Here is a 24,198-nt window from a genome sequence, read left to right as displayed (position 1 = left end):
GCGGGTGACGTCCTGGTGGCGATACCTGTACGGGAATTGCTTGAATTGCTCACGAGCCGCGATCACAACGCCCGATTCCTCGTCAATTCCCGACGGGAGGCAACGGCGCCGTCCAGGGTCCTTCCGGTCCCCCTTCCCGCCCGCTTCCCCCGGGTGCTTCTCGTGGCGCTTCCCCCGGCCTTCCCCGGCCCTTCCGGGTCTCCATTCCGGCGGGTGATCCGTGTTCTCCGGCGGCTGCGTGGGGGCTGTGCGGTCCTTGTGCGCGGTCCTTGCGTGTGGTCCATGTGCGCGGCCCACGTGTGTGAGGCGTGGGTCGTGAGGTGTGGGTCGGGTGGGATGGGAGTGCGCGGACGCCTGGTCGTGTGGGCGCCTGGATATAAGGGCGCACGGGCGCGCGGGCGTATGGGGGCGCGGGCGCGTGGGTGGGCGCCGGTGTCGCCGGTGGTCCGGGTGGCAGGTGGTGCGGGTGGGTGGGATGTGCGGTGGTGGGGGTCGTGCGCGCGGGCGCTCGGGTGTGCGTGGCCGCTGTATGGCCGCTTCGGTGTCCGCTTGGTGTCCGCTTGGTGGCCGCTGTCGTCGGCCACGACGTGTCCTCATGGTGTCCGCCCGGATGTCTCTGCCCGTGAGGTCACCGCGTCATGCCCGATGCCCCGACCACCTCGTCTACGGCGATCGACGCCCCCGTCCGGACTTCTGCGGGGACCGGACTACGCACATGATCGTTGGCACGTCGTGCCACGCGGGGGAACGGGGTTCGCCGTCCGGCCCGTTGCCCGGTACCGGAACGGGCCCGGGGGATGCTGGAGGCATGACGGATCAACGTGCCGAGCCCGACGGTCTGCGGACAGCGCTGCGCGCCGCGGTGGCCGGAGAGGTCGACTTCGGGGCCACCGCCCGCGCCCTCACCACCATGGACGCCTCCAACTACCGCCGGGTGCCGCTCGGCGTGGTGGCGCCGAGGGACGCGGACGATGTCCTCGCCGCGGTCGCCGTCTGCCGGGAGTACGGCGTCCCGGTGGTCGCCCGGGGCGGCGGCACGTCGATCGCGGGACAGGCCACGGGCGTCGGCGTGGTCCTCGACTTCACCCGGCACATGAACCGGCTCGTCTCGCTCGACCCGGCAGCCCGGACCGCCACCGTCCAGCCGGGGCTCGTCCTGGACCGGCTCCAGGAGGCCGCCGCACCGCACGGGCTGCGCTTCGGCCCCGACCCGTCGACCCACGGCCGGTGCACGATCGGCGGGATGGTGGGCAACAACTCGTGCGGGGCCCACTCGGTCGCCTGGGGGACGACCGCCGACAACGTCCGCCACCTCTCGGCCGTGGTCCTCCAGCCCCCCGCCGCCGCGGCCCCGACCACCGGGTCCCTGCCCGCCACGGGCCCCGGCGCCGAGGGTTCCGGCGGTCCCGGCGTCGTGGGTCCCGTAGGCCCGCCAGGCCCCGGGCCCGCCGCTGGCTCCTCCCCGGCGTCCCGAACACCCCCCGCGTCCCCCGTCCTCGTCCGACTGGGCCCCGGCTGGACGGGGGCACCCGCCGCGCTCCGTCCGCTGATCGAGTCCCGGTTGGCGCTGCTCCGCACCGGATACCCCGACCTCCCGCGCCGGATCTCCGGCTACGCGCTGGACGCCCTGCTGCCGGAGAACGGCGCGGACGTCGCCCGCGCGTTCTGCGGCTCCGAGGGCACGCTCGGACTGCTCACCGAGGCCACCGTCGCACTGGTCGCCCCGCCCCACGCGCGTGCGCTCGCCGTGCTCGGCTACGCGGACGAGAGCGCGGCGGCCGACGCTGCCCCCGCCCTGCTGCCGCACGGCCCGCTCACGGTGGAGGGGATGGCCGCCGATCTCGTGCCCCCACGCGCGCGGGGCGGGCTGCCCAAGGGCGCCGCCTGGCTGTTCGTGGAGACCGGCGGTGACACCCCCGCCGAGGCCAGGGCGCGTGCCGAGGCCGTCGTCCGGACGGCGGACCCGGTCGGCGCGCTGGTCGTCACCGACCCGGCGGGCCAGCGCGCGTTGTGGCGGATCAGGGAGGACGCGGCGGGCACGGCGACCCGGATGCCCGACGGCTCCGAGGCGTGGCCCGGCTGGGAGGACTGCGCGGTGCCGCCCGCCCGGCTGGGCGCGTATCTGCGGGACTTCCGGGCGCTGCTGGCCGCCCACGGGCTGCGCGGCACCCCGTACGGCCACTTCGGCGAGGGATGCGTCCATGTCCGCGTCGACTTCGACCTGATCACCGCCCCCGGGGTGGCACGCTTCCGGACCTTCTCCGAGGAACTCGCCGACCTGGTGGTGACCCACGGCGGCTCGCTGTCCGGCGAGCACGGGGACGGCATGGCGCGCGCGGAGCTGCTGCCCAGGATGTACGGGACGGAACTGGTCGGGCTGTTCGAGCGGGTCAAGGCGGTATGGGACCCGGACGGTGTCCTCAATCCCGGGGTACTGGTGCGGCCGGCACCGCTCGACGCACAGCTGCGGTTCGCGGTGCTGCCCCGCGAACCCGTGCCCGTGGAGTTCGGGTACCCGCAGGACGGCGGCGACTTCTCGGCGGCCGTACGCAGATGTGTCGGCGTCGCGAAGTGCCGCACGGCGGGTCCGGGACCGGACGTGATGTGCCCCTCGTTCCGCGCGACCGGCGAGGAGGAGCACTCCACGCGCGGGCGCGCGCGTCTGCTGCACGAGATGCTGGCGGGCCAGGCGGGCGCACCCGACGCCGTCGTGACGGACGGCTGGCGGTCCACGGAGGTCCGGGACGCGCTCGACCTGTGCCTGTCGTGCAAGGGATGCCGTTCCGACTGCCCCGTCGGCGTCGACATGGCCACCTACAAGGCGGAGTTCCTGCACCACCACTACGCGGGCCGGGTCCGCCCCGCCGCCCACTACGCGATGGGACGGCTCCCGCGCTGGCTCGGCCTGGTGGCGGCCACCCGTACCGCCCCGCTGGTGAACGCCCTCGCGCGCGTGCGCCCGCTCGCGGCCCTCGCGAAGCGGCTCGGCGGCATCGCCCCGGAACGCGAACTGCCCCGGCTGGCCGCGGAGCCGTTCACCCGCTGGATGGCACGGCGCACCCGGGAACGGGGCTCGGGGACACGCATCCTGTCGACCAGCCAGGCCACCGTGCTGTGGCCGGACACGTTCACCGACCATCTGGCCCCGCAGGTCGGCCGCGCGGCGGTGCGTGTTCTGGAGGACGCGGGACAGACGGTGCTGCTCCCGCCGTCAGGGGTGTGCTGCGGCCTGACCTATGTGTCGACGGGACAACTCGGGCTCGCCCGGGCCGTGATGACCCGCACCCTCGACCTGCTCGCCCCCACGATGCCCGGCATCCCGGTCACCGTCCTGGAACCCAGCTGCGCCGCGACCCTGCGCACCGATCTCCCGGAGCTGCTCCCGGACGACCCGCGCGCCGCCGAACTCGCCGCCTCGGTCCGTACGTTCGCCGAGACGCTGGAGGCCCAGGTGCCCGGCTGGCGCCCCCCGGTGCTGGACCGGCCCGTCGTGGGGCAGACCCACTGCCACCAGCACGCGGTGCTCGGCGACACCGCCGACCGCCGGATCCGCGAGGCGGCCGGACTGACCGGGGAACTCAGCTCCGGCTGCTGCGGCCTCGCGGGCAACTTCGGCTTCGAACGCGGTCACTACGACGTGTCGGTGCGCTGCGCCGAGGACCAGCTCCTGCCCGCGGTACGGGACGCCGATCCGGACGCCGTCGTCCTCGCCGACGGCTTCTCGTGCCGCACCCAACTCGCCCAGCTCGCCGGGGTACGGGGCCGCCACCTCGCGGAGATCCTGGCCGACGCGCTGCCCGAACAGGACACGGACCGGGACTGAGGAGGGCGACCGCACCACATGGATCTCCGCCCCGGCTCCCGCAGTAATTCGAACAGCGGTCAAACAGCGGTCAAGACCTGAGCCTCGGCTTCGGCCGCGCATACGCACAGGCATTTCCCGAACGGGTTCCCGCGCGCGTTACTCGCGCGCGGCACCAAGGGCGGTTCGGTACGTCGAGAGCCCCGCGAGTATCGGGGTGCGGTGGGGGCCCTCCGGGAGCACGGCGGGAGTAAGCGGGGGAGCGCCGAGTGCCGTCGGACACCGCGCGAGTTCCGAACAATTCCCCGGGCCGCCCAGGACGGCTCGACTCGCGCCACGCGATCGACCCGAAGCGCGGAGTGCGCACCGCCAAGCCCTGTGAATGCAAACGTTTTTGTGTCCCTGCGCCGTCCCGTCCACCGAAGGTATTGAGGACACCGCGAGGGCCAAGATGTCCTTTGCGACTAGGCATTTCTTTGCGTGAGGAAATGATCACGGGAATGAGGGCGCCGTCGCGTGAATGAATGAGGACACCACTCGGCGGCCTTGGAAACCGGTCCCGTGCCGCATCGGCCCCACCCGTTGCCCCTGCCGCACCGCGTCGGTCCGCGTCGGTGCGCGCCGCCCCGGGCCGGGGCGCGGATGTGTGTGGACGCGTCCGTGTCGGGTCTGAGCCTGTTCAGGAACCGGTCAGGGCCCCGGTCAGGGCTCCGCGACGACCTCGCGGGCCAGATCCAGCAGATCGCGGACACGCGGGTCCGTGACCCCGGCGGGCCAGGCGAGGGTGACCGGGAGGCGTGGCGCGTCGGTCAGAGGCACATAGGCGACGCCCGCGTGCGGATGGATATCGGCGGTGGCCGTCGCGGAGACGCCCACCGCGCGGTCCGCCGCGATCGCCGCCAGCCAGTCGTCCGTGTTGGCGACCGTGACGGTCGAGGTGGGGCGGATCGCGGACGGCCAGAGGTCCAGGGTCGTCACCCCGGAGACCGTGTTCAGGGCGATCGTCCGGTCGGCGAGGTCCGCCAGGGCCAGACCGGACCGGCCCGCCAGCGCGCTGTCCGAGGCGACCGCCGCCACCTGCCCCTCCTCGTACAGCACCGCGGTCTCCAGCCCGGGTGCCGTCACCGGCCCCCGCAGGAACGCCGCGTCGACCAGCCCACGGGTGAGCCCCGCCGTCCGGTCGTCGATCCGCAGCAGCTCCAGCGGCACGGACGGGTGCGCCGCGCGCCAGCGCCGCAGCAGCGGGGTCGTGTACGGCCCGGCCGCCGACCACGGGTGTCCCACCCGCAGCGGACGCGGACTGCCGCGCCCCGCGTCGAGCGCGGCCTCGAACGCCGTCACCGCCGCCGACGCCCGGTCCCGGAACACCCGCCCGTGCGCGGTCAGCGCCAGATGATGCGTCGACCGGTCCACCAGCCGGACCCCCAGCGCGTCCTCCAGCGCCGCGAGCGTCCGTGACACGGCGGGCTGGGTGAGCCGCAGCCGCTCCGCCGCGCGCGTGACGCTGCCTTCCTCCGCGATGGCCAGGAAGCAGCGCAGATGCCTGATCTCCAGGGTGCGCAGACTTGGCAGGCCGGGATGTCCGGTCCGGCCTGCCGCGCGTTCCGTGCCGCCGGGCCGGTGGCGGTGGTCACCGGTACCCCGGCCGCTGTCAGCGCTCATGTCTGTGAAGCATAAGCCGGGCGGGATCGGCATTTCACGGACACGGACACGGGCCCTACCGTGGGCTGACGGGCCTCCGACGCACCGGGTCGTACCGGGTCGACCGGTGGCCCTGGGGTGCGCGTCGGTACGGGCGTGCGCGTCCGTGCACCGCCGCGGTGGGCGGATCAAAGGGCAGGGGCAGTTGCCCGTCGCGGGCCCCGGGAGTGCAGTAAAGTGCACTTTTAAGGTCAACGCAATGGACTGCGGTGTGGTGAACTTCGAGGGCACGGCAGTCGCGGGGTGGACGGCCGTGAGGTCAATGCGGTCAATTAGGCCAATGCGGTCAATGAGGTCGCATCGAGGACATGCGGTGCGGCCGTATGAGGACACCGCGTCGATGTCCTCAAGGTGACCGCGACGCACAGGCGCTCGGCTCCACGGGGTCGTTCCACGGCCCCGCACCCGCACCCCGCACCGGTACCTCGCTCCGTTCCGCACCACGACCACCCACAACCGCAGACCCAGTCCGGGCCACTGGTCCCGGACGGCCGCCTCGAAAGGACTCCTGTGGACGTTCCGCCCGCTGTCACCGGAACCGCACCCGTCGCCGGGGCCTCCGTCGCCCAGCCCGAGGCCGTGGCCGCCCTGCCGGACGGCGGGGCCGATGGGGACAACGGTGGGGGCAAGGGCCGATTCGGGGCCATGGGACCTGTCGGGCTGGTGCTCGCGGGCGGGATATCCGTCCAGTTCGGCGGGGCGCTCGCCGTCACCCTGATGCCTCGCGCCGGCGCCTTCGGCGTGGTCACCCTGCGGCTGGTCGTCGCCGCGTTGATCCTCGTGCTGGTGTGCCGTCCCCGGCTGCGCGGCCACAGCCGCGCCGACTGGGGCACCGTCGTCGCGTTCGGTGTCGCCCTCGCGGCCATGAACGGCCTCTTCTACCAGTCGGTGGCCCGTATCCCCATGGGCCCCGCCGTCACCCTGGAGGTACTGGGGCCGCTGGCCCTGTCGGTCATCACCTCACGCCGACTGGTCAACCTGCTGTGGGCCGGACTCGCGCTCGCCGGTGTCTTCCTGCTCAGCGGCGGCGGCTTCGACACCCTTGACCCGGCGGGAGTGGCCTACGCCCTCGGGGCGGGCGTCATGTGGGCCGCGTACATCGTCTTCAGCGCCCGCACCGGCCGCCGCTTCCCGCAGGCCGACGGGCTCGCGCTCGCCATGATCGTCGCGTCCGTGCTGATCCTTCCGTTCGGGATCGTGGAGTCGGGTGCGAAACTCCTCGACCCGTCCATCCTCGCGCTCGGCGCCGCGATCGCCGTCCTGTCCTCGGTCCTGCCGTACACCCTGGAACTCCTCGCCCTGCGACGGCTCCCCGCCCCCACGTTCGCCGTCCTCATGAGCCTCGAACCGGCCATCGCCGCGGCCGCCGGGTTCCTCGTGCTCAGCCAGGCGCTGACGCTGTCCCAGGCGGCGGCCATCTCCCTCGTCATAGTGGCCAGCATGGGCGCGGTACGCACCCAGATCGGCGGCGGCCGCGCGGCTCGCGCGCGGGAGCGGGCCCGGGACCGGTCCCGGGTGCGCGAGGGCGACGACGCCCATTAGGTCAATCAGGTCAATCAGGTCGGCCGCACCGGTCGCGCCCCCGATCGGCCGCACGCGCCCCGGAAGTTGGCGCGACGGACGGTGTGACGGAGGCGCGCCGATAGGACGGAACCTGACCTGTATGGATCGTACGGTCAGCTCGTGACCCCGAGCCGGAACACAGGTCCCGGCGCAGCAGGATGCGAGCGCACATGTCCGACGTCACCGTCCCCACCGCCACCAGTGTCGACGCCGACCTCGTGCGGCCGTTCCGGATCGCGATACCGCAACGGGACGTGGACGATCTGCGCGAGCGTCTCGCGCGCACCCGTTGGAACCGGCAACTCCCGGGCACCGCGTGGGACCGGGGGGTTCCGGTCGCGCATCTGCGTGAGGTGGCCGACCACTGGCGGGACGCGTACGACTGGCGGGAGCAGGAAGCGCGCCTCAACGCGTTCCCGCAGTTCATGACGCGGCTCGACGGCCAGGACATCCACTTCCTGCACGTCCGTTCCCCCGAACCGGACGCCCTGCCGCTGGTCCTCACCCATGGCTGGCCCAACTCGTTCCTGGAATTCGTCGACATGATCGGTCACCTCACCGATCCGAGGGCGCACGGCGGTGACCCGGGGCAGGCGTTCCATGTCGTGGTGCCGTCGCCGCCGGGCTTCGGGTTCTCGGAGCCGCCCCGGGAGGCGGGCTGGAGCATCGCACGGGTGGGCGGCATGTGGGCCGGACTGATGCGCCGCCTCGGTTACGAGCGCTACGGCGTGCAGGGCGGCGACCTGGGCGCCTACATCGCGCCCGCCGTGGCCGAGGCGGACCCGGAGCGGGTGGTCGGCGTCTACCTCATCGGCGGTCTGGGCATCCCGTCCGAGGAGGACGTCCCCGGGCTGACCGAGGAGGAGCACGCGGCGTACATGAAGATCATGGGCTCCGACTGGGTGCAGGGCACCGACCATCACGCGCTGCTGCGCGCGGCCCCGCAGACCTTCGCCTACGGCTGGGAGGACTCCCCGGTCGCGGGCCTCGCGTGGATGCTCCAGAAGCTCAAGGAGTTCGGCCCGGCCGACTCGACCCCGGAGGACGTGCTCGGCCGCGACGCGATCCTGACGAACGCCTCGCTGTACTGGTTCACGGGCACGTTCGGCTCCTCGTCCTGGCCCATGTACGACACCACCGCCATCGGCTGGCCCCAGGGGCAACGGCACGCCCCGACCGGCGTCTACCACGGCATCGCCGGCCTGCGCCGGATCGCCGCCCGCGACTGCGACCTGATCCACTGGCCGCTGGACAACCCGGGCGTGCACCACTTCATCGCCATGGAACAGCCCGCACCCTTGGCCGCGGACATGGCCACATTCTTCGCCACCCTCCGCTGACCTCATTCGACCCCGACCTCATTCGCCCCTGACCTCATTCGTCGGTGACCTGGGGGGATCGGGCCGTTCGCCCGAAGTGTGACCCAGGGCATGTCCGGAGTGTCGGTCACCGCAGTACGCTGTCCGCATGCCTCAGCTCATACGCCGCCGCCACGTGGACTACGTCCGCGTCACGAGCATGGGCTGTCAGCGCCCCGTCTGACCTCAGCCCCCAGTCAGCTCAGGCAGCCGGAGCCCGCCCCATCCCGGCGGATGCCCCGGGCCGTTCCCCCGCGGACGCACACCATGACGCATTCCCCCCGGTCCCCGTACCCGACCCACCCGTCACACGAGCGGCCGTACCAGCTCCAGCTTCCCGTCATCGATCTCTCGGCCGCCGACCGCGGCCCGCAAGCACGTGCCCTGCTGCACGCGCAGCTGCATGACGCCGCGCACCGTGTCGGCTTCTTCCAGCTCGTGGGGCACGGTGTCAGCGATGCCGAGACCACCGCTCTGACCAGTGCCACCCGCCGGTTCTTCGCCCTCCCCGAGGCCGACCGGCTCGCCCTGGACAACGTCAACTCCCCGCACTTCAGGGGCTACACCCGCACCGGTGACGAACGCACCGGCGGCAGCCGCGACTGGCGCGACCAGCTCGACATCGGCCCCGAACGTCCCGCGCGGGCACCCGCCCCCGGCGAGCCCGCCTACTGGTGGCTCCAGGGGCCCAACCAGTGGCCCGCCGCCCTGCCCGAGCTGCGCACCGCCGCGCTCGGCTGGATGGAACACCTCACCGGCGTCGCCGACCGTCTGCTCCGGGAACTCCTCGCCTCCATCGGAGCGTCCCCGGACTTCTACGATCCCGTCTTCGGGGACCGCGCCCACCCGCATCTCAAGCTGGTCCGCTACCCCGGCAGTTCACGCGACGGAGCCGATCAGGGCGTCGGCGCGCACAAGGACTACGGCTTCCTGACGCTGCTCCTCCAGGACGAGGTCGGCGGGCTCCAGGTCGAGCGGGAGGACGGCGCGTTCCACGACGTACCGCCGCTGCCCGGCGCGTTCGTCGTCAACCTCGGCGAACTCCTCGAAGTGGCCACGGACGGCTATCTCGTGGCCACCAACCACCGGGTCGTCAGCCCGCTCGGCGCCACCGAGCGCTTCTCCGTGCCGTTCTTCTACAACCCGCGCCTTGACGCGCGCGTGGAACCGCTGGCGTTCCCGTACGCCCCGAGGGCCCCCGGGGTGACCAGCGACCCCGACAACCCCCTGTACGCCGAGTACGGCCGCAACGAGCTCAAGGGCAAGCTGCGCGCCCACCCGCAGGTGACGGCCCGCCACCACGCAGACCTGCTGGTCCCGGCGTAACGGCGGTTTCCTGGACCGTCCTTGGGCGTCCTTGGGCGCTCTTGAGGCCCCACGGCACCGCGCGAGCCTGCCGTGGGGCCCGGGGACCCGAATCAGGTCGACGAGGCCGGCGCTGTCAATGAGGCCACTGAGGTCAACTAGGCCACTGAGGTCAACTAGGTCAGCCTGGCCAACTAGGCCAACGTGGCCAATTAGGCCACTGAGGTCAGCGCGGCCAACTAGGTCAATCAGGTCAGCGGCCGGACGAGTCCTGCCCGCTGACGAGGCACCGGTTCACGACGTCCCGCTTCAGGACGTACCCGGCGCGGCGATGTCCGTGTACCCCTCGATCGACTTCGGGTCGCGCGTGCCGGGGCCCACGTATCGTGCCGAAGGCCGTACCAGCCGTCCCGTGCGCTTCTGTTCCAGGATGTGCGCCGACCACCCGGCGGTCCGCGCGCACGTGAACATCGACGTGAACATATGCGCCGGGACCTCCGCGAAGTCCAGCACGATCGCGGCCCAGAACTCGACGTTCGTGGCCAGTACCCGGTCCGGGCGACGGGCGTGCAGTTCCGCCAGAGCCGCGTTCTCCAGGGCCTCCGCGACCTCGAACCGGGGCGCGCCCAGCTCCCGCGCGGTGCGTCGCAGCACCCGCGCGCGGGGGTCCTCCGCGCGGTAGACCCGGTGGCCGAAGCCCATCAGCCGCTCGCCCTTGTCGAGGGTCCGCCGGACGTATGCCTGCGCGTCCCCGGTCCGCTCGATCTCCTCGATCATGCCGAGGACCCGTGACGGCGCCCCGCCGTGCAGCGGGCCGGACATGGCGCCCACCGCGCCCGACAGCGCGGCGGCGACATCGGCGCCGGTGGAAGCGATCACCCGCGCGGTGAACGTCGACGCGTTCATCCCGTGCTCGGCGGCCGAGGTCCAGTACGCGTCGACCGCGGCGACGTGCTTGGGGTCCGGCTCGCCCCGCCAGCGGATCATGAACCGTTCGACCACGGAGTGGGCCTTGTCGATCTCACTCTGCGGCACCATGGGGTGGCCTTGTCCGCGCGCGGACTGCGCGACGTACGACAGCGCCATGACGGCGGCGCGCGCGAGGTCCTCGCGGGCCTGCTCCTCGTCGATGTCCAGCAGCGGCTTCAGCCCCCACACCGGTGCGAGCATGGCCAGCGCCGACTGGACGTCGACACGGATGTCACCGGAGTGGACGGGGATGGGGAACGGCTCGGCCGCCGGGAGTCCGGGGTTGAACGCGCCGTCGACGAGCAGTCCCCAGACGTTGCCGAAGGACACGTGTCCCACGAGATCCTCGATGTCGACGCCCCGGTAGCGGAGGGCGCCGCCCTCCTTGTCCGGTTCGGCGATCTCCGTCTCGAACGCGACGACTCCTTCGAGTCCGGGTACGAAATCGGACATCAGGCGGCTCCTCATGTGATGGACGACGGACAGTCGCGGACACCCCGTGGTGGGTGACCGCGCGTGACGGTCGTGAGGGGGGAACAGGAAGTGGGGACGGATGGTGACGGGTCCCCGCGCGCTATGGAGGTACTGGTGGAGGTGCCGACGACGGACCACCGTCGGGGGGCCGCCGTTCCGTGGGCGCCGCCCCTGACGCGGGCACCACGGACCGGACCGTCACCTCGGTGATGCCCCGATGGGGCGGTCGTTCAACCGGTCCGGAAGCAGGACACTACCCCTCAGTGCCACCAAATGGGAGAGTTCGCGGCACTGAGTGCCATGCGCTACTCCGTGTGACGATCACCCGCGCGGCACCCGGTACGGGCCCTCGGTGCCCGCGTCCGGGGCGCCGCCTCGGCATCGTTCCCGGGACGGCCGTACGGCAGGATGACGGCGTGAACCGCGACTCCTTCGATCATCCGAACCCGGCCGCGATGCGCGAGCACTACCGTGCCGAGGGTCTCGCCGAGGGCGAGCTCGCCGCCCGTCCCATGGAGCAGTTCGCGCGCTGGTTCAGGGACGCGGTCCGCACCGCCGACGAGGGCTCGCTCTACGAGCCCAACGCCATGGTCGTCTCGACGGCGGACGCCGGGGGCCGCCCCAGCTCCCGTACGGTCCTGCTCAAGCGGTACGACGACGAGGGCTTCGTCTTCTACACCAACTACGGCTCCCGCAAGGCCCGTGACCTCGCCGAGAACCCCCAGGTGGCGCTGCTGTTCCCCTGGCACCCCATGGCCCGCCAGGTCCTGGTCACGGGCACGGCCGCACGGACCGGCCGCGACGAGACGGCGGCCTATTTCCGCACCCGTCCGCACGGCTCGCAGCTGGGCGCCTGGGCGAGCGCGCAGTCCACGGTCGTCACGTCCCGCACCGAGCTGGACACGGCGTACGAGGAGCTGGCCGCCCGCTATCCGGAGGGCGAGCAGGTGCCCGTGCCCCCGCACTGGGGCGGTTTCCGGGTCGTTCCGCGGACCGTCGAGTTCTGGCAGGGCCGCGAGAACCGTCTCCACGACCGTCTGAGCTACGTTCGCGAGCCCGACGGCCCCGGGTGGCGTGTGGAGCGGCTGAGCCCCTGAGAGGGCCGCCGAGGACTCCTGACGGCCCTGTCGACCGGTTCCGTGACCTGCTGGGAAGGTCCAGAACTCCCCGGCGCTTGCGAACAGAACGGAACCGGACCGTGCGGGCACCGCGCGGCTCGTGGGGAGTTCGGACCCGGCAGGACGTGCTGGACAGCTCGGGGCACCCCACCGGACGTGCGGGGCGCGGTGCCGCCGTCGGCACGGTCCAGGACGCCTTCGGGCACCCGGAGGCGTCCTGGACCGTACGACCTCACCCCGCCGGATCACTGGCCGTCCTCCCCACGCGCGCGGGTTCGCGGACGCTCCGGCACCCGGCGGGGTGTCACCCCGTCAGGGCTCCCTCCAGGAAAGGCTCGATCGCCGTACGCCATGCCTCCGGCTGGTCGTAGTGCACGAGATGGCCCGCGTCGGCCACCTCGGCGTACTGCCCGCGGGGAAGCACCCGCACCATCTCCTGCGCCTCCGCGCGGCCCAGCTCGCCGTCCAGCCCGCGCAGGACCAGGGTCGGGCACCGGACCTGCGCCAGCTCGTCCCAGTGCGCGTTGTGCACCCATGCCTCGCGGGAGCGCAGCATCTGTTCGGGGTCGAACACCGGACGCCAGCCGTCGGGGGACTCGGCCATCACCTCCGCGTAGAACGCGCCCCGCGCGGGGTTGGGGCGTTCCGCCCAGGGGTCGTCCTCGCCGAACCACTTGTGCACGTCGGCCAGGGTGGCGAACGGCAGCGGCCACGCGCGGAACCAGTCCTCCCACTCGCGCTGGGAGGCCGCCCCGTAAGCCGAGGCGCGCATGTCGCACAGGATCAGCGCCCGCACCAGGTCGGGGCGGCGCGCGGCGACCTGCCAGGCGGTGAGCGCGCCCATGGAGTGGCCGATCAGCACGGCGGGTGCCAGATCGAGCTGTTCGAGGGTGGCCACGGCGTCCGCCACGTACGCCTCGCGGTCGTACGGGCCGTCGGCAGGCTTGTCGCTGCGGCCGTGGCCCCGCTGGTCGACGGCGACCGCGCGGTGCCGCTCGCCCAGCCAGCGGGCCGTGCCCGCCCAGTGGGACGCGCGGCCCATCAGGCCGTGCAGCAACAGCACGCCCGGCTCGCGCGACCGCCCTGGTTTGGGCGGGTCGGCGAAGTCCCAGGCGGTCAGGTGTACGCCGTCCGCCCCGGTCACTTCGATGCGCGTGGCCATTGCTACGGCACCCCCCTCACTCGTCGGCTCATTGGCTGGTCGCGGGCTCTTCCGGGTCTCGATGTGCTGCTCCGGTCCGCTGGGGAACGTGTCGCCGGGGTGTGTGGCCACGGCGCCTCACCGCGCGCGTGGGCCGCCCCGGTGCGGCGCTCTCGCATGGTTCAGGTTATCGAACCTTCATTCGAAAACGGGGTTCTGGCCGCCAACACCGCTCGTTCGGGTGACGGTGTCCGAGGGTTGGCCGATCCCACCCTGGGGAGATCTTTCCCGAGGGGCGGGCCGCTCGGGGAAGACGGTCCGAAGGGGCTGACCCTGGGAGCTCGGGGCTCCGGGTCGGCGAAGGGGAGGACCGGGCCCCGGCGCCGTGAGGCGCCGGGGCCCATACGTGTCGTCGGCGGCCGGGATGGTCGGTCCCGGCCCGTCGGCGGGCCTTGTCCGTGCCGGTGTCGGCGCTCGTGCGAGGTGCGCCGTTCCCGTCGTGCCGGTGATGCCTCGCCTGGTGTTCGCAGCGCATCGCCCGCCCCTCCCCGGCCGAGCGGCCGGACCGCTCCGCGCGGCCCAGAGCCTTCGAGTCATATGCCTCTCGCACAGCCTGGCACGGGATCGGGGCGGCCGCTGCGATTCCACGCACAGAATCCCGAATCCGGTCCGCACGGGAAAGTCAACTGTCCCCCTCCCGTGTGGAGTTGCCTCAGTGGTCCCACGGCGCGGCCGGGTGCGGGGCCTCTGCATCCGGTGGCCGGGGCGGGCGGCGCCAGGACGCGACCTGTCGGAGCGGGGGGACCTCGTGCTCGGTACGTCCGCCGGAGCGGTGACGGGCGCCCGTCACATGTGCGGTGAACCGATACCCGCGCGGTACGGCGGGACTGTGGCCGCTCATCGATGCCGCCGGGCGGCGCTGGATCGACGGGGGCGTGGGGCCGAGCGTGAACGTCGCTTCGGTGGCCTCTCGGCCGCCGCCCGGCAGAGGCTGTTCAGACACCCGGCGGGGCCCATTCACGGGACCCGCGCACCGCTTGCGGGGCGGGGTGCCGCGGGTGCGAGGGGGCGGACAGGCCCCGGGGCGGTTCGGGGCAGCACAAGGGCTCGTGTCCGCCCACCTCGACCGAGCGCGCCGAGGTGCGGCGGGGTCCAGCTGCCGGACGGGACCCCTCCGGTCGTCCGGGGGGAACCGTCCGGCGATTCCCGACGGCTACCGCTTGGCGACGAAGACGTGGCTCGCCACCTCGGTCTCCAGCTCCGCGGCCTCGCCCCCGCTGCCGACGAGCACCCCGCCCGCCGACTCCGTGACACTGACGACGGACCCGGGCTGCACCCCGGCCCGGCGCAATGTGTACATCAGCTGCGCGTCGGTCTGGATCGGCTCCCCGATCCGGCGCACGACGACCGTCTTGCCGTCGCTGCCCGGGTCCAGATCGGCGAGGGAGACCATGCCCTCGTCGAGGAACGGGTCGGCGCTCTCCTTCTCGCCCAGCTCCTCCAGCCCGGGGATCGGGTTGCCGTACGGGGACTCCGTGGGGTGCCGCAGCAGCTCCAGCACCCGCCGCTCCACCGCCTCGCTCATCACGTGCTCCCAGCGGCACGCCTCCGCGTGGACCTGCTCCCACTCCAGGCCGATCACATCGACCAGCAGGCATTCCGCGAGCCGGTGCTTGCGCATCACCCGCGTGGCGAGCCTGCGGCCCTCCTCGGTCAGCTCAAGATGCCGGTCGCTGGCGACCGACACCAGACCGTCACGCTCCATGCGCGCGACCGTCTGGCTCACCGTCGGGCCGCTCTGATCCAGGCGCTCCGCGATACGGGCGCGCATAGGGACCACACCTTCCTCTTCGAGTTCGAGGATGGTGCGGAGATACATCTCCGTGGTGTCGATCAGTCCGGACATTCGTACGTGCCCCTCGTTCGGCTTTGCTAGTGCCGCACTAGCGAGTGCGCTGGCCCCTGGCCCCAATTCTGACGCATGGCGCTGACAACCGGGCCTACCCGCAGAACAGCTGATGCGGCCCGCCGGATTCCGCGTCCGGTGCGCCCGGTCCCGCGCGCCGGCGCCAGGAACCTCGGACCGGTACGTGAACGAACTGCGGGACGGTTCACCGAGCGTACTGCGCGGCGGTCGGTGAGCGTATTGACAGCGCAGTGGTCCAGACCGCACCGTGATCCGCGACACGCGCGCGGGAACGCCCCCGCGCGGGCCCGTCCACCTCACCCACGCGGCACATCGCGCGAGGTGGACGCACTCCCGCGCGCGGTGGTCGCACGGTTCCCGCGCGCGGTGACGACGACCGCGGACGAAGGGGAATCGGCGATGAGCGACAGCAGGTCCGGAGCGGCAGACCAGGCCGGGGGCGCGCCGGCGGACGGCGCGGGGGGCCACGCGGCGGGGGCCGGGAGCAAGCTGTCCGACCGGTTCTTCGACGCGGCCATCGGACTGCTCCAGCAGGTCCGTGACCAGGACGCGCCCGAGATCGCCGCCGCCGGGGCCCTCCTCGCGGACACCGTCGCCGACGGCGGGCGGCTCTTCGCGTTCGGCGCGGGACACTCCTCGCTCGCCGCCCAGGACGTCGTCTACCGCGCGGGCGGCCTCGCCCTGATGAACCTGCTGACGGTCCCGGGGGTCGTCGGCGTCGATGTCATGCCCGCCACCCTCGGCTCCGCCCTGGAACGCGTCGACGGCCTCGCCACGGTGGTCCTGGAGACCAGCCCGCTCAGGGCCGGTGACGTCCTCTTCGTCATCTCGCTGTCGGGACGCAACGCCCTGCCCGTCGAGATGGCCATGAGCGCCCGCGCGCGTGGCGTCAAGGTCATCGGGGTGACCTCCGTCGCCTACGCCACGGAGACCGGTTCACGGCACTCCTCGGGCACCTACCTCAAGGACCACTGCGACATCGTCCTGGACAGCCGTATCCCGGTCGGGGACGCGGAACTGACCCACGACGGCATCGAGGCCCCGTTCGCCCCGGCCTCCACGGTGGTCACCAGCGCGCTCCTCCAGGCCGTGCTGGCGACGGCGGCCGGCGCGCTGGCGGAGCGCGGGATCGAGCCCCCCTTGTTGCGCTCCGGGAACGTCGACGGCGGTCATGAGTGGAACCGCCGGGTGATGGCCGAGTACCGGGACCGGATCTTCTACCAGCGGTGACGCCGGAGCTCCACCAGCGGTGACATCGTCACGGCGAACCGTCGCCCCGCGCGCGTGAACGGCTCGCTCCGCGCGCGGGACGGGTTCGATACGTACGCGCGCGGGGTGGCCCGGGACGCACGCGCGCGGGGTGTGCTCGTGCGCGTCCGACCGGGCCGTCAGGTCCGCGGCGGGTCCGTGCCGATCCCGGCCAGGTCCAGCGCCGCGGCGATCCGCGAGGCGATGCTCTCCGCGTACGTCGCGTCCATCCGCTCGAACTGGGGCCGGCTCCCCGCGCGCAGGAACGTCACCACCCCGAGCGTGCGGCCCCGGCTGCGCAGCACCGAGCACAGGGCGTGCACGGTGTCCTCGGGCCACTGCCGGGCCGCGGCCCACTCCGGGGCCCGTTCCGGAGCCCCGGCCGGCGCGCTCGCCCGTACCGAACTGGTGCGTTCCACGCTCTGGAGCGCGGGATGCGCCGCCGCGTACCGCGCGGGGAGCGCGGTGCGGTACCGGTCGAGGCTCGGGCCGGGTGTCCCGGACGGTGTCGCGAGGGCCCGCACCAGACGTACCGGGGTGCCGTCGGGGGAGTCCTCCCGCGGGGGAGCGCCGCTCGCGGGGTCCCGGACGACCAGGTCCAGCACCGCGTTGTCGGCGAATCCGGCGAGCGAGAAGTCCAGCTGCACGCTCACCGCCTCGACGGGGTCCTCGCACTCGGCGGCGGCACGCGCCGCGCGATGCAGCTGGTTCACCCGGAACCGCAGCTGTGCGGCGTCCTGCTCGGTCTGCTTGGACTCGGTGACGTCCTGGAACAGCCACGCGACCCCCAGCGGAACCGGTTCCTCCGCGAGGGGCGAGGACAACCGGACGAAGCCGCTGCGCCAGCACCGCCGGGTGTCACCGCCGGGCAGCCTGACACTCACCCACAGATCGGTCGGCGTGGGTGGCGGACCTTCCGCGAGGACGTGCGCGAGGGCGCCCTCCAGCTCCTCCACGCCCTGGGTGAGCAGATCACCGAGAGGACGGCCCAGCAGGCTCGTACGACCGCTCCCCAGGGCCTGCGCGGCATGCGCGTTCACCACGGCGGGCCGCAGATCGGCGTCGACGAGGACGACCCCCCACGCGGCGTCCTCGAACAGCGCCTCGCTCAGCGCGATGGACCGTTCCAGATCGATCTGCGCGTGCACCTCGCTGAACGCGCAGTACAGCCCGGCGGGCTTGCCGTCCGCGCCGCGCACGGCCGCCGACTGGACGCGCACGAGGACCCGGCCGCCGTCCTTGGTGACCAGCGCGAACTCATGCACCTGACGGCCCTGCGCGTGCATCGCCGTCAGCAGCCGTCCCTCCACCTCGGCGGCGTCACCGGGGCGCACCGCCCAGCCGGACAGACCCCGGCGGCCGACGGCCTCGGCGGCCGTCCAGCCGAGGACGCGTTCCGCCTCGCGGTTCCAATGGGTGACGACACCGTCCGCGTCGAACGCGCAGAGTGCCGCGTCCATGCCGTCGAGCAGCGCGGCGAGCAGATCGGAGCCGTCCCGTTCGGGCTCGGGCGGTCCGATCTCGTCGGTGGTCCCACTACGCCGGGAAGCACTCACCTGGCACCCCCTGTCCGCCAGTACCGCCAGTAATGCGCCGTAGTACGTAGGTGTTGCGTTACCGCTCCAGGCCATTCAACTCCAGCGTGACCCAGCACACACAGTCTTCACCGAAACAGCAGCCGGAGGGAAATGGCCTGCTGCTCCCGGTCGTGCTTTCGCGCTGGTGGGCGCATGGGGGCGCACATCTCGTCCGGCTGCCGGGAGGGCCGCGCCGTATTCCCCGGAAAACCCGTTGAACGCGCGCGGGAGGGTGCCTATGGTCGGTCGTACACAGAAGGGAGGTGGTTCGGAGCATGAGTGATTACCGGACGAGTGAGGTGGCTGCGGGCTAGCGCCCGTCACCACACCTAGTGCGGTGCCGGACCCGCGCGTGAGAGCGCGCAGCCGGCCCAATCCCAGCAGTCACCCGACCCGCAGGCCGCCGGTAACCGTCCGGCCGGCTTCCCGCCGCCTCGCGCGGCCGGAACCACGGCCTGCGGGTCGTCTGCTGTCCGCGTTCACCGGCCGCCCGCAGTTCTGACGGCCCGGCCCCGCGATCGACGGCAGGTCCCCCGCACGACGAGGTGCCCCGTACGACGCGGTTCCGTACGACGCGGTTCCGTACGACGCGGTGTCCCACGCACGGCAGTACCGCGGCCCAGGCCGCGCCCTGCACCCGGCCCATGAAAGCCCACGGCCCCGGACACCTCCGCGCGCCGCTGGTCCGCGCGCGGGAGGCCGTCCGGGGCCGATCCGTACGGAGTCCTGTCCGGCCGTCCGGCGGAAGGACGGCCCGCTCCTCGTGCAACGGCGCACCGGCGCCCTATCGACGGGCCTCCCGGCCGCAGGCGTACGCCAACGGGCTCACGATCTCCTCCGCGTCGGGCAGCCAGCGATTGGCCGCGGTGGGGCGGCATGCCCACTGGACGGCGCCCTTGGTGCCGAACCGGGTCGGCGGGGCGGCCACATAGGCTCCCTCGCCCAGGGTCACCAGGTCGAGCGAGGCGGGCGGCCAGCCGAGCTTGCGGACCAGGTCGGGGACCTTGGCGGCGGCACCCGGCAGCACGAAGAACTGCATCCGCCGGTCCGGGGTGCAGGTCACCGGGCCGAGGGTGAGTTCCATCCGCTCCATTCGCGCCAGGGCGAGGAACCCGGCCGTCTCGGGCACATCGATCGCGTCGAAGGTGCGGCCCGTGGGCATCAGGATCGACGCCGTCGCCTGCTTCGCCCAGAGCCGGCGGGCCACGGTCGCGCTGCCCGTGGCCTGGGTCGCCCAGTCCTCGCGCGCGGGATGGGCGCCGGGCTCGGCGCAACCGGTGTCGCCGCACGAGCATCGGGGGACCCCGTCCACGGTCTCCATCCACGTACCGGGGAACACGTCCCAGTGCCGCTCCTCGGCGTACCGCGCCGCGGTGTCCGGGAGGGCGTCCCCACGCTGCTTGGGGATCTGGGCGGCCGATGTGACTCCGATGGTCTCTTCCACGTGCTTCTCAACTCTCGCTTTCTGTCGGGGTTACGGCCCTCCACGCGCGCGGGCACGGTGCATCGAACCCGCACATGGGGCGCATGGATGCACTGACAGGGGCGCGCGGAGGGTCGAGCCGCGGCTGTGGGTAACCAGGGTAGGGGCGGACTACCGGCTGTTACCCCGGCATTTCTCGTATGTCCCGCATCTTCCGTTTGTCGCCGGGGCATTGATCTGCGAGAAGCCGCCGTGATCGGCGACCGAACAGTGCGAAGCAACTCAAATCGGACGCGATTCAGACATGACCCGGACACGACCCAGACACGACGAGGCGGCGGTCTGGCGAACGCCGCAGCCACAGGGGGTTTACGTCATGGCCGCACGGCCACTCGTCGCGCGGCAGCCGAACGAACGGCTGCAAGCGCTCATCCAGGAAGCCGCGTGCTCCAACGCGGGGCTGGCCCGCCGCGTCAACATGTGCGGCGCGGAACACGGCCTCGACCTGCGTTACGACAAGACGTCCGTCGCCCGCTGGCTGCGAGGTCAGCAGCCACGGGGCCGGGCACCCGCGATCATCGCCGAGGCCCTGGGCCGCAAACTGGGCCGTACGGTCACGATCGACGAGATCGGCATGGCCAACGGCAAGAACCTCGCCTCCGGCGTCGGCCTCCAGTTCTCGCCCACCGTGCTCGGCGCCATCGAGCAGGTCTGCGAACTGTGGCGCAGCGACGTGGGCCGCAGGGACTTCCTGTCGGGCTCGTCGGTGGCCGCGTCCGCGCTGGTCGAACCCAGCAGGGACTGGCTCATCTCCACCCCCGACGCCCAGGTGGCACGCCAGGCGGGCCCCCGCGTGGGCGCCTCCGACGTGGCCGCCGTCAAGGCGATGACCCAGGCCCTGGTCGACCTCGACCACCAGTACGGCAGCGGACACGTCAGGCCCGTCGTCGTCCACTACCTCAACAGCGTCGTCTCCGGGCTGCTCGCGGGCTCGTACCGGGAGGCGATCGGGCGTGAACTGTTCGCGGCGGTCGCCCGGTTGACGGAACTCGCGGGCTACATGGCCGTCGACACCGGCCAGCCCGGCCTCGCCCAGCGCTACTACATCCAGGCGCTGCGCCTCGCCCAGGGCGCTGGCGACCGGGGATACGGCGGCTATGTGCTGGCGGCCTCCATGAGCCATCTGGCCGCCCAGCTCGGCAACCCGCGCGAGATCGCCCAGCTCGCCCGCGCCGCACAGGAGGGCGCGCGCGGACGGGTCACCCCACGCGCGGAGGCCATGTTCCACGCCGCCGAGGCCCGGGGTCACGCCCTCCTCGGGGACACCCGGTCCGCCCAGGCGGCGACCGGCCGCGCGGTCTCCGCGATGGAACGCGCCGACTCCGCCACCGGCGACGACCCCGTGTGGATCGCCCACTTCGACGAGGCGTACCTCGCGGACGAACTCGCCCACTGCCACCGCGACCTCGGCCAGTCCGAGGCCGCCGCCCGCACCGCACAGGAGGCACTCGACAAACACCCGCAGACCCGCGCGCGAAGGCGGGCGATCGGCATGGTGCTGCTCGCCAGCGCCCAGGTGCAGCAGCGCGAGATCGAGCAGGCGTGCCACACGGGTCTGAGCGCCGTCGAACTGCTGGGCACCCTGCGGTCCAACCGCGGTGCCGAGTACCTCGACGACTTCCAGCAACGGCTCGAACCGTTCCGCGACGAGCCGGTGGTACGGGAGTTCGGCGCCCGCCTCGAACTCCAGGCCGCGGCCTGACGGAGGAGACGCCTGCCGGAACGACATCCAACGGACGAGACGCCTGACGGAGACGGCGGAAGAGACGGAGACGGCGGAAGAGAACGACGGACGCACGTCCCGCTGATCCACCGCGCGGCGTGAGACGGGTCACGGAAGCGGCTCACGGGTGCTCCCCGGGGGCCGCTTCCGTGACCCGTCGGCGCGGTGCCCCCCGGCCGTGCGACGGCCCGTCCCGACGTCCTCGCGCGCGGCGCCGCCAGTCCCCGCGGACCAGGCGTTCCGTACCCGGACCCGGTGTCAACTCCGGCTGTGTCAGGGGGCTGACGGTGTTCCGCAAGGAGGTTGTGATACTTCGCGAAGTACGGGGAGGGGGCCACTTCGAGCCACGTGGCACGGTGGTCCGGGCACCCGGTAGCGTGAACCGTCTGTTCCGAAGTTCCCCCATTCGTAGGAGTTCCCGGTGACGCAGAGCGGACAGGGCGAGGACGCGCATCCCTCCCCGGCACGGCAGCCCCGTGAGGGCATCGTGCTCCCCGCCGACGGAAGCGCACCGCTCCTGCCGCCGGCCGTGGGCCACCACGCGCCGCAGCCCGACACCACCTCCTGGCAGGACCAGCAGGGCCAGCACGGCCAGCAGGCGCCGCACGGTCACCAGGCGCCGCAGGGGCACCAGGGCTCGCAGGGGCACCACAACCACCAGGCTCCGCAGGGGTACCAGGCGCCGCAGGGGTACGGGGGGCACCTGCCGCACCAGTCGCACCAGGAACACCCGCCGTACCAGCAGAATCAGCATCAGCAGGGCCAGCAGCATTACCAGCAGGGCCAGCAGCACCACCAAGGCCAGCAGCACCACGGCCAGCAATACCAACAGGGCCAGCACGGCCAGCAGTATCAGCAGGCCCCGCAGTATCAGCAGGCCCCGCAGTACCAGCAGGCTCCGCACCAGTCGGGGCATCAGGCGCAGCAGCCGCATCAAGGGCATGGGAATGACGCGGGCCTGCCCGCTCAGGAGGGTCACCACGGCGCCCAGCAGGGGCACTGGGGCGATCCCGGGGCGCAGCTCCCGTCCGCCGTTCCCGCGCCGCCCGCCGGGCAGGGCTGGGGAGGCCCGCCCGGTCCGCCCGCGCCGCCGCAGCAGCCCGCCACGGGCTCCTACGGGGCGCAGAACGGTTACGGGTACCCTCCGCCGCCCCCGCAGGGCCGTGGTGCCCATCGCGCGCCCTCGGCGGGCCCTCTGCCGCCTGTCGGGGGCCCGGACCCGGACGCCGAGGCCACCCGGATGATCCCGCCGGTGCCCGCCGGGCCCGCGCACGGCACACATGCCGCGTTCCCCCGGCCGCGGGCGGCGACGCCCCGGCCACGCAGTACCTGCCGCCGATACCGCCCGGGCCGTCCGGCGCGCACGCCGGGCCGCCGTCCGTGGCCGAGTCGCCGACCGAGCTGATCCCGCCGATCGGCGCCGCCCCGCTCGACGGGCCCGACGCGCAGGCGACCCAGCTCATACCGCCGGTGCCGCCCGCGCCCGGCCGCGCGCCGGCCCCGCCCGCTCCGGGCCGTCCCGGGGCGCACGCCGCGCACGGCAGCGACGCCGAGGCCACGCGGATCATCCCGCCGGTACCCGCCGCCCCGGGCCCGCTGCCCGACCACGACGGCGCGACCCAGGTGATCCCGCCCGTACTGCCGGGCGCCCTGCCCCCCGAGATACCCGGTCCCGCCCGGCCCGGCCCCGCCCCGCGCGGGCAGGCCCCCACCGCCCCCGGTCCGGCGTCCCCCGCCGTCGATCAGACGCACTACCTGGGCACCGTCCCGCGCGCGGGCGGCGGCGCGGCGCCGGACGTGCACAGCGCGCCCACCCAGCATCTGCCGCAGGTGCCGCCGACGCCGACGAGCGCGCCCTACGGGATACGCCCGGGCGCCCCCGGTGAGCGCCCGCCGCCGTCCGAGTTCGACGCCCTCTTCCGCAGCGACGAGCAGAACGCCGCCCAGGCACCGCCTCCCGCCCCCGGGCCACGTCCCGCCCCCGCGCACCACGCCCCGGGCATGGCGCACATGGCGGGCCCCCCGCGCGCGGCGGGCCCGCACCAGGGCCGTGCCGCGAACCGCCGCGACGCGCGCTCCGGGCGCGGCGGCGACTCCGGCCGCAAGAACAAGAAGGTGCCGTTGTTCGCCGCCCTCGGTGTCGGGCTGGTCGTCGTCGGCGTCGGCGCGGGCACCCTGCTCGGCGGAGGGGACGAGAAGAAGGACAAGGGCAGCGCGCCCGTGTCCGCGACGGAACCCGTGCCGGAGGAGAGCGCGCCGGAGGAGACCGGGCCGTCGCCGTCCGACAGCCCGAAGGACACGGCGCGGCAGCAGGCCGAGGGACTCGACAAGCTGCTCGCGGACAGCGGCGGCAGCCGCGCGACCGTGATCAGCGCCGTCGCGGACATCGGACGGTGCAAGAACCTGGACGACGCGGGCGACGATCTGCGGGACGCCGCCGACCAGCGCCGCGGCCTCGTGACCCGGCTCGCCGAACTCCCGATCGGTGAACTGCCCCAGCACGCCCGGCTCGGCTCCGCGCTGAACACGGCCTGGGAGGCGTCGGCGAAGGCCGACGAGCACTACGCCGACTGGGCCGCGCGCGTCGACTCGGACCGGGGCTGCCGTAAGGGCAAGGCCCGTCAGACCAAGGAGGCCGGGGCGGGCAACCGGGCCAGCGGCGAGGCCACGAAGGCCAAGCGTGAGGCGTCCGCGCTCTGGAACACCATCGCGAAGAAGTACAGCCTGACACCCCGCCAGCCCACCCAGCTCTGACCCCGGCGGCCGGTCTCCCGGGGCGGCGAGACCCTGTCCAGGCCCCCGGGAAGGC

The 24,198-nt window shown here is 73.2% G+C and carries 15 protein-coding genes; 8 read left to right on the top strand and 7 right to left on the bottom strand.

Going from position 1 to position 24,198, the window contains the following annotated elements; translation table 11 throughout:
- Nucleotides 1-808 precede the first annotated feature (808 nt).
- Complete coding sequence (locus tag OG711_RS17155) at nt 809-3,823, top strand: FAD-binding and (Fe-S)-binding domain-containing protein (RefSeq protein WP_329559671.1); 3,015 nt, start codon at nt 809-811, stop codon at nt 3,821-3,823.
- A 681-nt stretch (nt 3,824-4,504) separates the two neighbouring features.
- On the opposite strand, the gene OG711_RS17150 is transcribed toward OG711_RS17155, so the two are convergent.
- The gene (locus OG711_RS17150; RefSeq protein WP_329559670.1) at nt 4,505-5,464 is read right to left on the bottom strand and encodes a LysR family transcriptional regulator; all 960 of its coding nucleotides are present in this window, start codon (nt 5,462-5,464) and stop codon (nt 4,505-4,507) included.
- Between the two features lie 684 nt (nt 5,465-6,148).
- Here OG711_RS17150 and OG711_RS17145 point away from each other — a divergent pair.
- From OG711_RS17145 to OG711_RS17135, 3 genes are all read left to right on the top strand, one after another.
- The gene (locus OG711_RS17145) at nt 6,149-7,045 is read left to right on the top strand and encodes an EamA family transporter (protein ID WP_079184401.1); all 897 of its coding nucleotides are present in this window, start codon (nt 6,149-6,151) and stop codon (nt 7,043-7,045) included.
- 191 nt (nt 7,046-7,236) lie between these two features.
- Nucleotides 7,237-8,406 (top strand): epoxide hydrolase family protein, encoded by a 1,170-nt coding sequence (locus OG711_RS17140; protein WP_329559669.1) that lies wholly within the window; start codon nt 7,237-7,239, stop codon nt 8,404-8,406.
- A gap of 285 nt (nt 8,407-8,691) precedes the next feature.
- Nucleotides 8,692-9,750, top strand: coding sequence for an isopenicillin N synthase family dioxygenase (locus OG711_RS17135; RefSeq protein ID WP_329559668.1), 1,059 nt, complete (start codon nt 8,692-8,694; stop codon nt 9,748-9,750).
- 288 nt (nt 9,751-10,038) lie between these two features.
- On the opposite strand, the gene OG711_RS17130 is transcribed toward OG711_RS17135, so the two are convergent.
- On the bottom strand, nt 10,039-11,151 hold the full coding sequence (locus OG711_RS17130) for a citrate synthase 2 (RefSeq protein ID WP_266509133.1): 1,113 nt from the start codon (nt 11,149-11,151) through the stop codon (nt 10,039-10,041).
- A 476-nt stretch (nt 11,152-11,627) separates the two neighbouring features.
- Between OG711_RS17130 and pdxH the strand changes: the two genes are divergently transcribed.
- Nucleotides 11,628-12,269, top strand: coding sequence for a pyridoxamine 5'-phosphate oxidase (pdxH, locus tag OG711_RS17125; RefSeq protein WP_329563868.1), 642 nt, complete (start codon nt 11,628-11,630; stop codon nt 12,267-12,269).
- 325 nt (nt 12,270-12,594) lie between these two features.
- On the opposite strand, the gene OG711_RS17120 is transcribed toward pdxH, so the two are convergent.
- Nucleotides 12,595-13,452, bottom strand: a complete 858-nt coding sequence (locus OG711_RS17120; RefSeq protein ID WP_073783576.1) for an alpha/beta fold hydrolase — start codon at nt 13,450-13,452, stop codon at nt 12,595-12,597.
- Nucleotides 13,453-14,644: 1,192 nt separating this feature from the next.
- A complete protein-coding gene (locus OG711_RS17115) occupies nt 14,645-15,337 on the bottom strand; it encodes a metal-dependent transcriptional regulator (protein ID WP_073783578.1) in 693 nt (230 codons plus the stop codon).
- A 420-nt stretch (nt 15,338-15,757) separates the two neighbouring features.
- Between OG711_RS17115 and OG711_RS17110 the strand changes: the two genes are divergently transcribed.
- Nucleotides 15,758-16,588 carry an SIS domain-containing protein gene (locus OG711_RS17110; RefSeq protein WP_329559667.1) on the top strand — a complete coding sequence of 277 codons (831 nt, stop codon included), beginning with the start codon at nt 15,758-15,760 and terminating at the stop codon, nt 16,586-16,588.
- 158 nt (nt 16,589-16,746) lie between these two features.
- Here the strand turns inward: OG711_RS17110 and OG711_RS17105 are convergent, their stop codons facing one another.
- Nucleotides 16,747-18,162: a PAS domain-containing protein gene (locus tag OG711_RS17105; protein ID WP_329559666.1), complete on the bottom strand. Its 1,416-nt coding sequence runs from the start codon at nt 18,160-18,162 to the stop codon at nt 16,747-16,749.
- Between the two features lie 805 nt (nt 18,163-18,967).
- Nucleotides 18,968-19,627 carry a bifunctional DNA primase/polymerase gene (locus OG711_RS17100; protein WP_099284854.1) on the bottom strand — a complete coding sequence of 220 codons (660 nt, stop codon included), beginning with the start codon at nt 19,625-19,627 and terminating at the stop codon, nt 18,968-18,970.
- Nucleotides 19,628-19,982: 355 nt separating this feature from the next.
- On the opposite strand from OG711_RS17100, the gene OG711_RS17095 reads away from it, so the two are divergent.
- Entirely contained in the window at nt 19,983-21,368 is a 1,386-nt protein-coding gene (locus tag OG711_RS17095; RefSeq protein WP_073783584.1) for a tetratricopeptide repeat protein, read from the top strand.
- 142 nt (nt 21,369-21,510) lie between these two features.
- Here the strand turns inward: OG711_RS17095 and OG711_RS17090 are convergent, their stop codons facing one another.
- Entirely contained in the window at nt 21,511-22,389 is an 879-nt protein-coding gene (locus tag OG711_RS17090; RefSeq protein WP_329559665.1) for a hypothetical protein, read from the bottom strand.
- 380 nt (nt 22,390-22,769) lie between these two features.
- On the opposite strand from OG711_RS17090, the gene OG711_RS17085 reads away from it, so the two are divergent.
- The gene (locus OG711_RS17085; protein ID WP_329559664.1) at nt 22,770-24,143 is read left to right on the top strand and encodes a hypothetical protein; all 1,374 of its coding nucleotides are present in this window, start codon (nt 22,770-22,772) and stop codon (nt 24,141-24,143) included.
- Nucleotides 24,144-24,198: the final 55 nt, after the last annotated feature.

Origin of the sequence: Streptomyces uncialis, assembly GCF_036250755.1 — a bacterium.
In the GTDB taxonomy this organism is placed as follows: domain Bacteria; phylum Actinomycetota; class Actinomycetes; order Streptomycetales; family Streptomycetaceae; genus Streptomyces; species Streptomyces uncialis.
This window is presented reverse-complemented; position numbering and strand designations above follow the sequence as displayed.